Below are 14,009 nucleotides of genomic sequence, written 5' to 3'. Positions count from 1 at the left end.
CGCGGCCCGGCCCGGGGCCCCACCGCATCTCGGTGGCGCCCCTGGCGTCCGGCCGCCGTCCTCACCGCTGGTGCGCCACCACCACCCAGTTGGAGGGCAGCACGACCCGGGTTCCCTCCGAGGTGTACTCCGTGGTGGTGAGCGGGAGTTGGCCGCTCGCGAGGATCTCCAGGCCGGCCGCGCCCAGGTACACGGGCACCGCCGAGTCCGCCACCTCGCCGGGTGCGATGCCGTGTTCGAGGACCGGGCGCAGCTTGGGCGGCGGGCCCTCGGGGCTCTGGGCGAGGCCCATGAGGATGGGGCGCGCCTCCTGCGACAGCTCGACCAGGAAGGCCCGGCCGCGCCGTCCGATCAGGGTCGCGATGCCGTCGACGAGGGTCTGCCGGTCGTCGGCGTCGCACTGGTGGAGCACCCCGCGCATGTACACGTTGGTGTCGCCGAGCTTTCCGTGCAGTTCGTCGACCTCGGTCTTCTCGGCGCAGTCGAGCAGTTCGTACTCGGCCGCGCCCTCCGGGTCGGCGCGGCGGGCGCGGTCCAGGGCGGCGGCGGAGAGGTCGGCGCCGACGACCCGGGTGAACCGGTCGGTGAGGAAGCGGGTCTGGGTGCCGTTGCCGCAGCCGAGGTCCAGCAGGGGCAGTTCGAAGTCCGCCATGTGCGGTTCGAAGACGGCGAGATGGAGGCCGGCGGTCAGCATCGGCTCCGAGTCCCAGAAGACGGCCCCCTGTCCGTGGGGAGCCTCGCGCCAGAAGCCCTCCCAGGACTCCCTGTACCGACTCGACACGCTCATGGCCAACTCCCCAGGGTGCGACGGCGGCCCATCCGAGGTGACGGGCCAGTTCGGTCTACCGCGCCCCGGTTGCGCCGACAAGCACACCGCGCATACCTTCACTGCTCGTTCGAGAGGTATACGCCGGTGCGCGTCTCGCACGCCTCCCCGACCCCGTGGCACGATCAATCCAAACACAGGGCACTGACAATGCCGACGCAGCACCACGGGCGGCCTCGGCCGGAACGTCAGCGTCGGCGTGGCAACGTGAGTTCGAACCACACGGTCTTGCCCGCGCCCGTACGGCTCGTGCCCCACTCCCGGGCCAGTGTGCTCACCACGCGCAGCCCGCGCCCGGACTCGTCCGTGGGCTCGGCGCTGAGCAGCGTGGGCAGGCTGTGGTCGTCGTCGTCCACCTCGCACAGCAGCGTCTCGCCCCGCACGAGCCGCAGTTCGAGCGGCCGTCCGTGCGAGTGCCGTACGGCGTTGGTGACGAGTTCGCTCACCAGCAGTGAGGCGCTGTCCACCAGCTTGTCGAGGCCCCAGTCGTAGAGCTGTTCGCGGACCACGGCACGGGCCCGGCCGGCCTCGGCCGGGTCGAGGGCGAGCCGCCATTCGGCGACGTCGTCGGGTTCGATGCCGTTGAGCCGGGCCAGCAGCAGCGCCACGTCGTCCTTGCGGCCGCCGGCGGTGTTGAGGGCGCGGATGATCGTGTCGCAGGCGTCGTCCATGGAGGCGGCCGGGTGCGCCGCGGACTCGCAGAGCGTCGCCAGGCCCACGCCGATGTCCTCACCGCGTACCTCGACCAGGCCGTCGGTGCACATGACGAGCCGGTCGCCGGGCTCCACGCGCACGCGTACCGCCTCGAAGGGCACTCCGCCGACACCGATGGGTGCCCCGGTGGGCAGGTCGAGCAGCTCGCTGCGGCCGTCCTCAGCACGGACCAGCACGGGCGGGATATGGCCCGCGTTGGCGATGTGCAGCTCGCTCGCGATCGGGTCGTAGACGGCGTAGAGACAGGTCGCCAGGTAGGTCTCGCCGAGGCGCTGGGCGAGGTCGTCGAGGTTGCGCAGGAGCTGGGCGGGCGGCAGGTCGAGGGCGGCCATGGTCTGGACGGCAGTACGCAACTGGCCCATCATCGCGGCCGAGTTGAGGCCGTGTCCCATGACGTCGCCGACGACGAGCGCGGTGCGGGCGCCAGGCAGTTTCACGGAGTCGAACCAGTCGCCGCCGACCCGGCCGAGGAGTGTGCCGGGCAGATAGCGGGTGGCGATGTCGCAGCCCGCCATGCGCGGCGGGATGTGCGGCAGCATGCTGTCCTGGAGGGTCTCGGCGACGCTCTCCTGGTAGGTGTACATGCGCGCGTTGTCGAGCACGAGGCCCGCGCGGGCGGCGAGTTCGGCGCCGGTGACGCGGTCCATGTCGTTGAACTCGACGCGCTCCGGGTGCCGCAGCAGGATCATGAAGCCGAGGACGACATTGCGTGCCTTCAGCGGTACGACGAGCATGGAGCGGCCCGTGATCAGCGGTCGGATGTCGCGCTTCTCGAACTGCGAGGCGATCATGTGCCCCATCTGCTCGCTGATGCGCGGCACGAGGACGGGCTGACCGCTGGTCATGCACTGGAAGAACGGGGTGTGCGCCGGGAACGGCATGGCCTCGCCGACCGGTACGACGTCGTCCCAGCGGCCCGGTTCGTCGGTGTGTTCGAGGGCGACCCGGTGCCACATCGTCGTCGTGTCGGGCACACCGTCGGGGAACCCCTCGCCCGCGACGACCTGTTCACGCAGATAGGTGCCCGCCACGTCCGTGAAGCGGGGGACGACGGCCTTGCTGACCTCGATGATCGTGCGGGACAGGTCGAGCGAGGTGCCGATGCGTCCGCTGACGTCGTTGAGGAACTCCAACCGCTCGCGCACGGCCGCGTACTCGAGGTCCTCGACGTCGTCCTGGAGGTCCTCGGGCAGCGGTTCGCCGGTCTGCGCCGCGCGGGCCGCCCGCTCCCGGCGGGCCTTGCGCTCGGCTCGCCGGGGCACGCCCCAGTCGGGGGTGACCGGGACCAGGTCGTTCTGGCTGAACTCCAGGACCGGATAGCCCAGTTCGAGGATCTGGGCGACGATGCGGGCGCTCTCCCCGACGCTCATGCTGGGCAGGATCTCGGGGAGCCTGCGGGCGAGTTCGTCGGCGCCTGGGAAGTTGGTGTGCAGGGCGAAGCCGGGCGCGATGCGCTCGACGGCGACGTCGTCGTCCTGGCGCAGTACGTCGGTGTCGGCGGCCAGCACCAGGAGGCGCTCGTGGCCCGGACCCACCAGGGGGTAGGCCCACCACAGGACGTCCACGCGGTCGCGCCCCGGCACGGTGAGGCGGGCACGGCCCGACGCCGGGTAGGACAACCGGCCGTCCAGGGAGGACTCCAGGTCGGGCCCGAGGCCGTCGTCGGCCAGGTGCGCCCCGTACGGCGTGGTGTCCTCGTCGCCGTCGTCGGGGAGGGCTCCGGAGACAGGCAGCAGATCCACAGCGGGCTGGCCGAGGGCCTCCTCCTTGGAGGCGCCGAACAGGCGCCGTGCGCCCCGGCTCCAGTGCGAGACGAGGCCTTCGCGGTCGACGACGACCACGGCCAACGGGATACGGCCCGCAGCGGCGTGCTCCGCCGGTACGCCCTCACCGGCCCCGCGGCCGGGAGTTGCGCCCGTCTCGGTGCCACGGTCCATGGCGCAGGCCCCTTCTTCCCACGGCTCCGCAAGATCTGTGCCGTCGTCACCACCGTACGGCTCCGGTCGGTCGCGATGTGTGGCAATCCGGTAATTGGTCTTCACCGGTCCGCTCCGGCGCACGGCCGCGCGCCCCGCACGCCGGCAGACCCGGACCGACCGGCCGGTCGGTGCCCTGTTCGACCCTTGTTCGGCGGCCTTACCTGGGGCTCAGTCCTCGTGCCCGAGCTGGAGGTCGCGTTCGGTGCGGTCGCCGCCGGCCACCTGGAGGACCGTGGCGACCGGCGGGTAACCGGAAGCGATGACCGTGTACTCGCCGCAGGACAGGTCGACGAACCGGAACGTTCCGTCGGCTCCGGTGGTGAGCGTGTCCACGACGTTGCCGGCCGCGTCGAGCAGCGTCACGCGCGCGTCCTCGACGGGTCGTCCGCCGCCGGCCCGCACGGTGCCCTTGAGGACGGCGCCGCCCGCGAGTTCGACGTCCTGGCGGGTCTCCCGGGAGGCCCGCACCATGACGGGGAGCGCGGTCGGGCGGAACGCGGGCGCGCTGGCGGCGAGGGTGTACTCGCCGGCCACCAGTTCCGTGATGACGTACCCGCCCTCGCGTCCGCTGCGGGTGGTGGCGACGACCTCGCCGTGCGCGTTGGTGAGCGTGACGGTGGCGTCCCGGACCGGCGAGCGGTCCGCGGTCAGCACCTGGCCCACGAGGTGCCCCGCGCCGCCGAGGACGACGTCCAGCTCGACGGGACGCTCGCCGACGGTCACGGTGACCGCCTGCGGCTGGTGGCCGCCCGCCGCCGCGATCAGGACGTACGCCCCCGCGCCGGGCGTGGACAGCGCGTACCGCCCGTCCTCGGCGCTCGCACCGCGCCCGATCTGCGCCCCCGTGACGTCGATGAGGGTGAGCGCGGCGCGCGGTACGACGGTCCCGTCCGGGTGCTGCACGGTGCCGCACACCGGGATTCCGGCGGTGTACGGCGCCCGGGCCTGCGGGATCGCCAGGGGGGTCGAGGGTCCTCGGGAGTCGAGGTCGGCGGGGGCGGTGTGGTGGGACACCAGCGGTTTCTCCTTGAGGAAGAAGGCGATGAGGAGGCCGAGGACGAGCACCGGCACGAGGTACAGGAAGATGCGCGGCATGGCGTCGGCGTACGCCCTGATGTAGCTGTCGCGCAGCGCCGGGGGGAGCGCGTGGACGAGCTGCGGGGTGATGGACTCGGGGTCGGGCAGCCCGGCACCGGTGGGCAGCCGCTCCTCCAGCGCGTCCGCGAGCCGGTTCGCGAAGAGCGTGCCGAAGATCGCGGCGCCGACGCTGCCGCCGATCTGCCGGAAGTAGTTGTTGGCGCTGGTCGCGGTGCCGAGGTCGGCGGGGCGCACGGAGTTCTGGACGGCGAGGACGAGGACCGGCATCACCATGCCGATGCCGGCGCCGAGGACGGCCATCCAGAGGCTGTAGTGCAGCCGGGGCGTGTCCACTTCGAGGCGGGAGAGCAGCCACATGCCGAGGACGGACAGGGCGCCGCCCAGGACCGGCCAGACCTTGTAGCGGCCGGTGTGGCTGATGAGCTGCCCGGAGACGATCGACGCGCCGACGATGCCGGCCATCATGGGCAGCATCAGCAGACCGGACTCGGTGGCGGTGGCGCCGTCGACCATCTGCAGGAAGGTCGGCAGATAGCTGGCGGCGCCGAACAGCGCCACACCGATCACCAGGCCCACCAGACCGGTGACGTTGAAGACGGAGTCCCTGAACAGCCGCAGCGGGATGAGGGGTTCGGGTGCGAAGTGCTCGGCGACGAGGAAGAGCACGGTGGTGAGGACCGCTCCGGCGCCGAGCCCGAGGATCTCGCGCGATCCCCACGCGTACTCGGTGCCGCCCCAACTGGTCAGCAGCACCAGGCAGGTCGAGGCCACGGCGAGCAGCAGCGCCCCGAGGAGGTCGAGCCGGGCCTTGACGGCGGGCTTCGGCAGTTTCAGTACGACGGTGACGACGGCCAGGGTCAGCAGCCCGAACGGCACGTTGAACCAGAAGCACCACCGCCAGGAGAGATGGTCGGTGAAGTAGCCGCCGAGGAGCGGCCCGGCGACCGAGGCGAGGCCGAAGGCGGCGCCGATCAGGCCCATGAAGCGCCCGCGTTCACGCGGCGGCACGATGTCGGCGATGATCGCCTGCACGCCGATCATCAACCCGCCCGCGCCGACGCCCTGGAGGGCGCGGTAGGCGATGAGCTGGTCCATGGTGCGCGACCAGCCGGCCAGCGCCGAGCCGACGACGAACACGACGATCGCGAACTGGAAGACGCCCTTGCGGCCGAGGAGATCGCCGAGCTTGCCGTAGACCGGCAGTCCGACGGTGGCGGTGAGCAGATACGCGGTGATCGCCCAGGACATCTTGTCCAGGCCGTGCAGCTCGCCGACGATCCTCGGGAGCGCGGTGGCGACGATCATCTGCTCCAGCGCGGCGAGCAGCAGCGCGAGCATGAGCCCGAAGAACACCAACCGCACCTGGCGTGGGCCCAGTTGCGGGGGTTCGGCCGGGGGTGGCGCGGGTGCGGTCGTCGGGCCGTCCTGCACCAGAGTGATCCCGCCCATGTACCGCTCCCCTCGTCGCACCTACCGCACAATTCCCGCTTTGGGCGACAACTGTGAGCAAGCGCGACGAGTTACGGCGTACCGGTGCACGGGGGCGGAGATCCACTCGAACCGGTGAGGGGTACGAAGGCGCGAGCCAACGCCCCTTGAGGGGTTTGCCCCTTGGGCTACTTCTCCACCTCGGTGGCGAGCTTGTCGAGGACGGCGTCGTAGATACGGGCGAGGCCCTTGGGGGCGAAGGTCCGCTCGAAGAAGCCGCCGATGCCGCCGGCGCCGTCCCAGACGCTGGTGACGACGACCCGCGACTTGCCCTCGCCGGCCGGGGTGACGCGCCAGGTGGTGACCATCGAGGAGTTGCGGTCCTTCTCGACGAGTTCGCCGTCGGTGGGCTCACTGACCTCCAGGAGGCAGTCACGGACGCGCTTGCTGGTGGCCTGGAGCTTCCAGTGGACGAGGGTGCCCTCGCCGTCGCCGCCCTCGCGCACCTCGTACTCGCTGAACTGCTCGGACAGCACCGTCGGGCGGGTGCCGTTGTAGTCGGCGAGGGCGTCGAACACCGTCTCCGCGTCCGCCGCGACGATGCGCTCCGTGGTGGCCTCGACCTGCGCCATTGCGTTCCTCCAGCAGCTGGGTGTTCGGGGGTTCGCGCTCACCCAACCACCCCGCCGCCCGGCCGCCCAAATCGGGGTGCCCCAAGGGGACCGGCGAGGGGACCGGCGAGGGGACCGGCGAAGAGCTTCACAAGACTCGAACATACGATCGCACGATCAAGGGAACATGTGTTCTATTCTGGGGTCAGTGCTACCGAGGAGGTGTCATGCGCTGGGAGAACCTCACAGTGGAGTCCGGCTCCGGCCCGGCCGACGCCGCGTTGTTCGGCGCGGACGCGGTGACCACCCGTACCTTCGACTCCCCCGAGTTCCGCGGAATCACCTTCCACGAGATCCGGGCCCGTTCGATCATCAACCGGGTGCCGGGGGCCTCCCGCATGCCGTTCGAGTGGACGGTGAACCCGTACCGGGGCTGCACGCACGCGTGCGTGTACTGCTTCGCCCGCAAGACGCACAGTTATCTGGACCTCGACACCGGTCTCGGCTTCGACTCCCAGATCGTCGTCAAGGTGAACGCGCCGGAGCTGCTGCGCCGCCAACTCGGCTCACGCCGCTGGCTGGGCGAGCACATCGCGATGGGCACCAACGTCGACTGCTACCAGCGCGCGGAGGGCCGCTACCGGCTGATGCCGGGCATCCTCAGCGCCCTCCGCGACCACGCGAACCCCTTCTCGATCCTGACGAAGGGCACGCTGATCCTGCGCGACCTCGACCTCCTGGTGCAGGCGTCGCAGGTCACGGACGTCGGTATCTCCGTCTCCGTCGGCTTCACCGACCCCGCACTGTGGCGCACGGTCGAGCCGGGCACACCCGCTCCGGAACGGCGCCTGGACGTCGTACGGACGCTGGGCGAGCACGGCATCGGCTGCGGGGTGCTGATGGCCCCGGTGCTGCCCTTCCTCAGCGACCACCCGGCTCAACTGCGGGACACGGTGCGGGCGATCGCCGCCGCCGGGGCGACCTCCGTGACCCCGCTGGTGCTGCATCTGCGCCCCGGCGCCCGCGAGTGGTACATGGCCTGGCTCGCGCACCACCACCCGCATCTGGTGCGCCGGTACGAGCGGCTGTACGCGGAGGGCGCCTACGCCCCCAAGTGGTACCAGCGCCGGATCACCCGCCAGGTCCACGACCTGGCCCAGGAGTACGGGATAGGCCCCACGCGCGCGGGGATGCCCCGCAGGATTCCGCCGCCCGTCGAGACCGACCCCGTCGCGCCCGGGCCCTCGGTACCCGAGCCGGTCCAACTGACCCTCCTCTGAGGACCCGGCCCAGGGCCCGAAAATTCGGAGGTCCCCGCGCGTCCGGTACGCCTAGGGTGCCGCCATGAACGACCCGAACGACCCGATCCTCGTCCGCGAGATGACCCTCGACGACTGCGAGCGCGTCTCCGAGATCCGCATCCGGGGCTGGCAGCACGCCTACAAGGGCCTGATGCCGCAGCCGTATCTCGACGCCCTCAGCGTGGCGGAGGACGCCGAGCGGCGGCGTACGTTCTTCGTGGGGGCCAGGTCGGAGGTCGTCAATCTGGTCGCCGAGCGGGCCGGCGGAGTCGTCGGCTGGGCCTGTCACGGGCCCTACCGGGACGGCGAGTTCCGCACCGAGGACGCCGAGTTGTACGCGATCTACGTGGACGTCGGGCAGTTCGGCGCCGGGGTCGGGCCGGCGCTGCTGCGGGAGTCGGTGCGGCGGTGCGCCGATGCCGGGCACCGGCGCATGCTCCTGTGGGTCCTCAAGGGCAACGACCGCGCACGACGGTTCTACGAGCGGGCGGGGTTCACGGCCGACGGCGCCGAGGAACCCTTCGACGTGGACGGGGTCGCCGTACCGGAGGTGCGGTACGCGCGCGTGCTGCCCGGCTGACGGCTCACCTCTGCTTGGGGATGCGCGCCAGTGCGTGCACCGCCGCCTCGGCGAGGGCCGGGTGCGCGAGGGCCTCGTTCAGGACCGGGGCCGCGCGCCGGTCCCCCAGCGTGCCCAGCCCCTCCACACAGGCGAGCGCCACCCGCCGGTAGGGGTCGTGGGGTTTCAGGCGGCGGGCCAGGGTGGTGATCAGCGCGGGCACGGACTCGGGGGCATGCAGCTCGGCCAGCAGCCGGACCGGGTGCAGGGCGTAGGCGACGCGCAGTTCGTTGGTCGCGAGGGCGGCTGCCGCGCGGGCCGTGCGCGGGTCGCCGAGGCGGGCCAGGGCGTACGCGGCGGAGGCGCAGCGCTGCGGGTCACGGTGGTTGAGGAGGAGGACGAGGGCCTCGAAGGCGCGCCGGTCCCCCACGAGTCCGAGCCGGAAGGCGGCCAACTCCCTTGCCCAGAGCGGCTGTCCGGGCGCGGTGAGGACATCGGCCAGCGCGTCCTGGTCCTCGGTCGCCGCCAGGTCCTCGTACACCTTCGAGGCACCTGCCCCGGCCTCGGCCCGTAAGCGCTCCGTGAGTGATCGCAACTCTTCGTCCATGAAGCCGAGATTAGGTGCGGGAACAGGGCCGCGTGGGCAGGATCTCGGGACGTACATCACAAATTCGGGGGCTGGCGCGCTCGTTACCCACCGGTTAAGCTCAGACGAGCGAGTTACCCACTCGCATGATTGCTTACGACGGCCTGGTGACGCAGCCGTCGTGAGTGCTGGTCGGTTCGGTACGTCAAGTACCGCAGTACGGCACGGCTTTGGGACAGGGCCGGTCGGATCCACCTTTCTCCGGGCGTGTGCGCTCGCAGCCCGGCAACACCCGCACTCCTTCTCGCACCCGGTGCGCCCCCTCGGCGCACCCGTCGTGCTCCCAGTCGTCACCACCCTCATTCCTGGAGTCCCGCGATGGCCACTCCCCTGTCCCACACCTCTGCGTCCCCACTGATGACCGTCGCCGTGGTCGGCCTCGGCACGATGGGCACCGGCATCACCGAGGTCCTCACCCGCGCCGGCCGCGAGGTCGTCGGCATCGACATCAGCGAGGCCACGGCCGCGAAGGCCGTCGCCGCCCTGGAGTCCTCGACCGCCCGTGCCGTGGTGCGCGGCCGGCTCACCGAACAGGAGCGCGCGGACCTGCTCGCCCGCTTCCGCACCTCCACCGACCTGCGCGCGGCGGCCGACGCCGACCTGGTCATCGAGGTGGCGCCGGAGTCGTACGAGATCAAGCACCAGATCTTCCGCGCCCTCGACGACATCGTGCGCCCCGAGACGATCCTCGCGACCGGCACCAACGCTCTCTCCGTGACCCGCCTCGCGGCCGATTCCGCGCGCCCCGAGCGCGTCCTGGGCCTGCACTTCTTCAACCCGGCGCCTGCGATGAAGCTGGTCGAGGTGGTCTCGTCGGTGCTGACCGCACCGCAGGCCGTCGCCGCGGTCACCGATCTGGCGATCGAGCTGGGCAAGGAGCCCGTCGCGGTCGGCGACCGCCCCGGATTCGTCGCCGACGGACTGCTGTTCGGCTATCTCAACCAGGCCGCCGCGATGTACGAGGCGAAGTACGCCTCCCGGGAGGACATCGACGCGGCGATGCGGCTCGGCTGCGGGCTGCCGATGGGCCCGCTCGCCCTGCTCGACCTGATCGGCGTCGACACGGCCCGTACGGTCCTGGAGGCCATGTACGCCGAGTCCCACGACCGGCTGCACGCCCCGGCGCCCGTCCTCAAGCAGCTCAGCGAGGCGGGCCTGACCGGCAGGAAGTCGGGGCGCGGCTTCTACTCGTACGAGGCACCCGGCAGCGCGACGGTCGTGGCGGACGCCCTGACCCCGCTCTCCGGCGCCTCCGAGACCCCCGGCCGCACGGTCCGCTCCGTCGGTGTCGCCGGCTCGGGGACCATGGCCTCGGGCATCGCGGAGGTCTTCGCCAAGGCCGGGTACGAGGTGGTCCTGGCCGCCCGGAGCGAGGAGAAGGCCCAGACCGCCAAGGCCAGGATCGGCAAGTCGCTGGCGCGCTCCGTCGACAAGGGCCGTCTCACCGCCGAGGCCGCCGCGCAGACCCTCGACCGGATCACCGCGGCGGGCTCGTACGACGCCTTCGCGGACGTCGATCTGGCCGTCGAGGCCGTCGCCGAGGACCTGGAGATCAAGCAGCAGCTGTTCGCGACGCTGGACAAGGTCTGCAAGCCGGGCGCGGTGCTCGCCACCACGACGTCGTCCCTGCCGGTCATCGCCTGCGCCCGTGCCACCTCGCGTCCGCAGGACGTGATCGGCATGCACTTCTTCAACCCGGCGCCGGCGATGAAGCTGGTCGAGGTCGTCCGTACGGTGTTGACGGCCGACGACGTCCACTCAACGGTCCGCGAGGTCTGCGTCAAGATCAAGAAGCATGCCGTGGACTGTGGCGACCGGGCCGGATTCATCGTCAACGCACTGCTTTTCCCGTATCTCAACAACGCGATCAAGATGGTGCAGGAGCACTATGCATCTCTTGACGACATTGACGCGGCGATGAAGCTGGGCGGCGGCTACCCGATGGGCCCGTTCGAGCTGCTGGACGTGGTCGGGCTGGACGTCTCCCTGGCGATCGAGAAGGTCCTGCACCGCGAGTTCCGGGACCCCGGCCTGGCCCCCGCGCCGCTCCTGGAGCATCTGGTGGCCGCGGGCTGCCTCGGCCGCAAGACGGGCCGCGGCTTCCGCGAATATGCCCGCCGCTGACGGGGAGGGCGACCGGTTCGAGCACGTCTTCGGACAGAAGGACGACTGGGGCGGACTGCTCGACCCGGCCTCGGCACCCCCGCCCACCCAGGGCGGGGGTGGTCCGGGACGTGCGCGCCACCCTGCACACATGCAGTACGTTCGGGTCATGTCCCAGGCCGCCAAGTCCTCCCGTACCCCAGCCACTCCCGACGCGCCGGAAAGCGCCGCGGGCAGCCGCGCCGCCGCCCAGCGACTCAAGATGCGCCGAGAGCTGGCGGCGGCGGCGATGGAGCTGTTCTCGACCAAGGGCTACGAAGGCACCACCGTCGACGAGATCGCGGCCCGGGCCGGCGTGGCCCGCCGTACCTTCTTCCGGCACTTCCGCTCCAAGGAAGAGGCGATCTTCCCGGACCACGACGACACGTTGATCCGGGCCGAGGCGGTGCTCAACGCGGCACCCGCGCACGAGCATCCGCTCGACACCGTGTGCCGCGGCATCAAGGAAGTCATGAAGATGTACGCGGCCCGGCCGGAGATCTCGGTCGCCCGCTACAAGCTGACGCGCGAGGTCCCCACCCTGCGGGAGGCGGAGATCGCGTCGGTCGCCCGCTACGAACGCCTCTTCACCCGCTATCTCCTGGGCCACTTCGACGAGCACGCCCACGACGACGACGCGAACGACGACCCGCTGCTGGCCGAGGTCGCCGCGTCGGCCGTCGTCACCGCACACAACCACGTCCTGCGGCGCTGGCTGCGGGCGGGCGGCCAGGGCGACGTGGAGACCCAGCTCGACCACGCCTTCGGGATCGTACGGAAGACCTTCGGCACAGGCATCGGGGCCGGGCGCGACACCGCGCCCCGGACGGTGCCGGCCTCGGTGACCTCGCAGGGCGAGGTGCTGGTGGCGGTCGCGCGGACCGACGCGCCGCTCGACGAGGTGATGCGGACGATCGAGCAGGCGCTGAAGGAACGCTCGTAGCGGAGCGTCGCAACGAGGGAACAGGCGGGTCGCGGCGGATGCGGCCCGCCTCTTCTGTGCGCCCGCGCGGGCTACTCGGCCGCAGCCCTGATCGATCATCGCTCATTTGTTACGTAAAGATTTCATTTGAGGCCACTTTCTGGCACCCAGTGCCTTGCTAGCTGACACGGGGTGCCATACCGTGAAGGTGTCCGGGCGGCCGGCGTGCAGAGACCATTCGTACGCCGGCTGTCCCCGCAAACCACGTGTCTGCGCGCCCGGACGCCTGCGTCACAGGCAACCTCCCGCGCCACCACGCGCTGCCGAAACATCACCGCCGAACCGACGGCACGTCTCACCCAAACCCTCAGCAGCACCGACGTAACCCTCAGCGTCTTCCCTCAAGACGCCATTCGCCGGAGGCAACACCGTGACCGTGAAGGACATCCTGGACGCGATCCAGTCGCCGGACTCGACTCCGGCCGACTTCGCCGCCATTCAGCTTCCCGAGTCGTACCGTGCGATCACCGTGCACAAGGACGAGACGGACATGTTCGCGGGCCTCGAAACCCGCGACAAGGACCCCCGTAAGTCGATCCACCTGGACGACGTCCCGGTGCCGGAACTCGGCCCGGGCGAGGCCCTGGTGGCCGTCATGGCATCGAGCGTCAACTACAACTCGGTCTGGACGTCGATCTTCGAGCCGCTGTCGACCTTCGGCTTCCTGGAGCGCTACGGCCGTCTCAGCGAGCTGACCAAGCGGCACGATCTGCCGTACCACGTCATCGGTTCCGACCTCGCGGGCGTCGTCCTGCGCACCGGTCCCGGAGTCAACTCCTGGAAGCCCGGCGACGAGGTCGTCGCGCACTGCCTGAGCGTCGAGCTGGAGTCCTCCGACGGGCACAACGACACGATGCTCGACCCCGAGCAGCGCATCTGGGGCTTCGAGACGAACTTCGGCGGGCTGGCAGAGGTCGCACTTGTCAAGTCCAACCAGCTGATGCCCAAGCCGGACCACCTGTCGTGGGAGGAGGCCGCCGCACCCGGTCTGGTCAACTCCACCGCGTACCGCCAGCTGGTGTCGCGCAACGGCGCCGGGATGAAGCAGGGCGACAACGTCCTCATCTGGGGCGCGAGCGGCGGCCTGGGCTCGTACGCCACGCAGTTCGCACTGGCCGGCGGCGCCAACCCCATCTGTGTCGTCTCCAGCGAGCAGAAGGCGGACATCTGCCGGAGGATGGGCGCCGAGGCGATCATCGACCGCAACGCCGAGGACTACAAGTTCTGGGCGGACGAGCACCACCAGGACCCGCGCGAGTGGAAGCGGTTCGGCAAGCGCATCCGTGAGCTGACCGGCGGCGAGGACGTCGACATCGTCTTCGAGCACCCCGGCCGCGAGACCTTCGGCGCCTCGGTCTACGTCACCCGCAAGGGCGGCACGATCGTCACCTGCGCCTCCACCTCGGGCTTCAACCACGAGTACGACAACCGCTACCTGTGGATGTCCCTGAAGCGCATCATCGGCTCCCACTTCGCCAACTACCGCGAGGCCTGGGAGGCCAACCGCCTGGTCGCCAAGGGCAAGATCCACCCCACCCTGTCCAAGGTCTACTCCCTGGAGGAGACCGGGCAGGCCGCGTACGACGTCCACCGCAACCTCCACCAGGGCAAGGTCGGCGTCCTGTGCCTCGCCCCCGAGGAAGGCCTCGGTGTGCGCGACGAGGAGAAGCGCGCCCAGCACATCGACGCCATCAACCGCTTCCGGAACATCTGAGAGGCGTCG

At 70.8% G+C, this 14,009-nt stretch carries 10 protein-coding genes; 5 read left to right on the top strand and 5 right to left on the bottom strand.

What is annotated here, in order from left to right:
• Positions 1-61 precede the first annotated feature (61 nt).
• From ACWDR4_RS14855 to ACWDR4_RS14840, 4 genes are all read right to left on the bottom strand, one after another.
• Positions 62-787 carry a methyltransferase domain-containing protein gene (locus ACWDR4_RS14855; protein WP_450408414.1) on the bottom strand — a complete coding sequence of 242 codons (726 nt, stop codon included), beginning with the start codon at positions 785-787 and terminating at the stop codon, positions 62-64.
• Positions 788-1,014: 227 nt separating this feature from the next.
• Complete coding sequence (locus ACWDR4_RS14850) at positions 1,015-3,477, bottom strand: SpoIIE family protein phosphatase (protein WP_450408411.1); 2,463 nt, start codon at positions 3,475-3,477, stop codon at positions 1,015-1,017.
• A gap of 210 nt (positions 3,478-3,687) precedes the next feature.
• Positions 3,688-6,066, bottom strand: coding sequence for an MFS transporter (locus ACWDR4_RS14845; RefSeq protein ID WP_450408409.1), 2,379 nt, complete (start codon positions 6,064-6,066; stop codon positions 3,688-3,690).
• A 167-nt stretch (positions 6,067-6,233) separates the two neighbouring features.
• Positions 6,234-6,677, bottom strand: coding sequence for an SRPBCC family protein (locus tag ACWDR4_RS14840; RefSeq protein ID WP_450408407.1), 444 nt, complete (start codon positions 6,675-6,677; stop codon positions 6,234-6,236).
• A 206-nt stretch (positions 6,678-6,883) separates the two neighbouring features.
• Between ACWDR4_RS14840 and ACWDR4_RS14835 the strand changes: the two genes are divergently transcribed.
• Positions 6,884-7,936: an Rv2578c family radical SAM protein gene (locus ACWDR4_RS14835; RefSeq protein ID WP_450408404.1), complete on the top strand. Its 1,053-nt coding sequence runs from the start codon at positions 6,884-6,886 to the stop codon at positions 7,934-7,936.
• 64 nt (positions 7,937-8,000) lie between these two features.
• On the top strand, positions 8,001-8,537 hold the full coding sequence (locus ACWDR4_RS14830) for an N-acetyltransferase family protein (protein ID WP_450408403.1): 537 nt from the start codon (positions 8,001-8,003) through the stop codon (positions 8,535-8,537).
• Between the two features lie 4 nt (positions 8,538-8,541).
• Here ACWDR4_RS14830 and ACWDR4_RS14825 read toward each other — a convergent pair whose 3' ends face one another.
• Positions 8,542-9,123: an adenylosuccinate lyase gene (locus tag ACWDR4_RS14825; RefSeq protein ID WP_450408401.1), complete on the bottom strand. Its 582-nt coding sequence runs from the start codon at positions 9,121-9,123 to the stop codon at positions 8,542-8,544.
• Positions 9,124-9,480: 357 nt separating this feature from the next.
• On the opposite strand from ACWDR4_RS14825, the gene ACWDR4_RS14820 reads away from it, so the two are divergent.
• The 3 genes from ACWDR4_RS14820 to ccrA all read left to right on the top strand — a co-directional run bounded on the left by ACWDR4_RS14820 (position 9,481) and on the right by ccrA (position 14,000).
• On the top strand, positions 9,481-11,286 hold the full coding sequence (locus tag ACWDR4_RS14820; RefSeq protein ID WP_450408398.1) for a 3-hydroxyacyl-CoA dehydrogenase family protein: 1,806 nt from the start codon (positions 9,481-9,483) through the stop codon (positions 11,284-11,286).
• Between the two features lie 148 nt (positions 11,287-11,434).
• Complete coding sequence (locus ACWDR4_RS14815) at positions 11,435-12,247, top strand: TetR family transcriptional regulator (RefSeq protein ID WP_450408577.1); 813 nt, start codon at positions 11,435-11,437, stop codon at positions 12,245-12,247.
• Between the two features lie 409 nt (positions 12,248-12,656).
• On the top strand, positions 12,657-14,000 hold the full coding sequence (ccrA, locus tag ACWDR4_RS14810; RefSeq protein ID WP_450408396.1) for a crotonyl-CoA carboxylase/reductase: 1,344 nt from the start codon (positions 12,657-12,659) through the stop codon (positions 13,998-14,000).
• Positions 14,001-14,009: the final 9 nt, after the last annotated feature.

The sequence above is a fragment of the Streptomyces sp. NPDC000878 genome, assembly GCF_053599695.1.
This window is presented reverse-complemented; position numbering and strand designations above follow the sequence as displayed.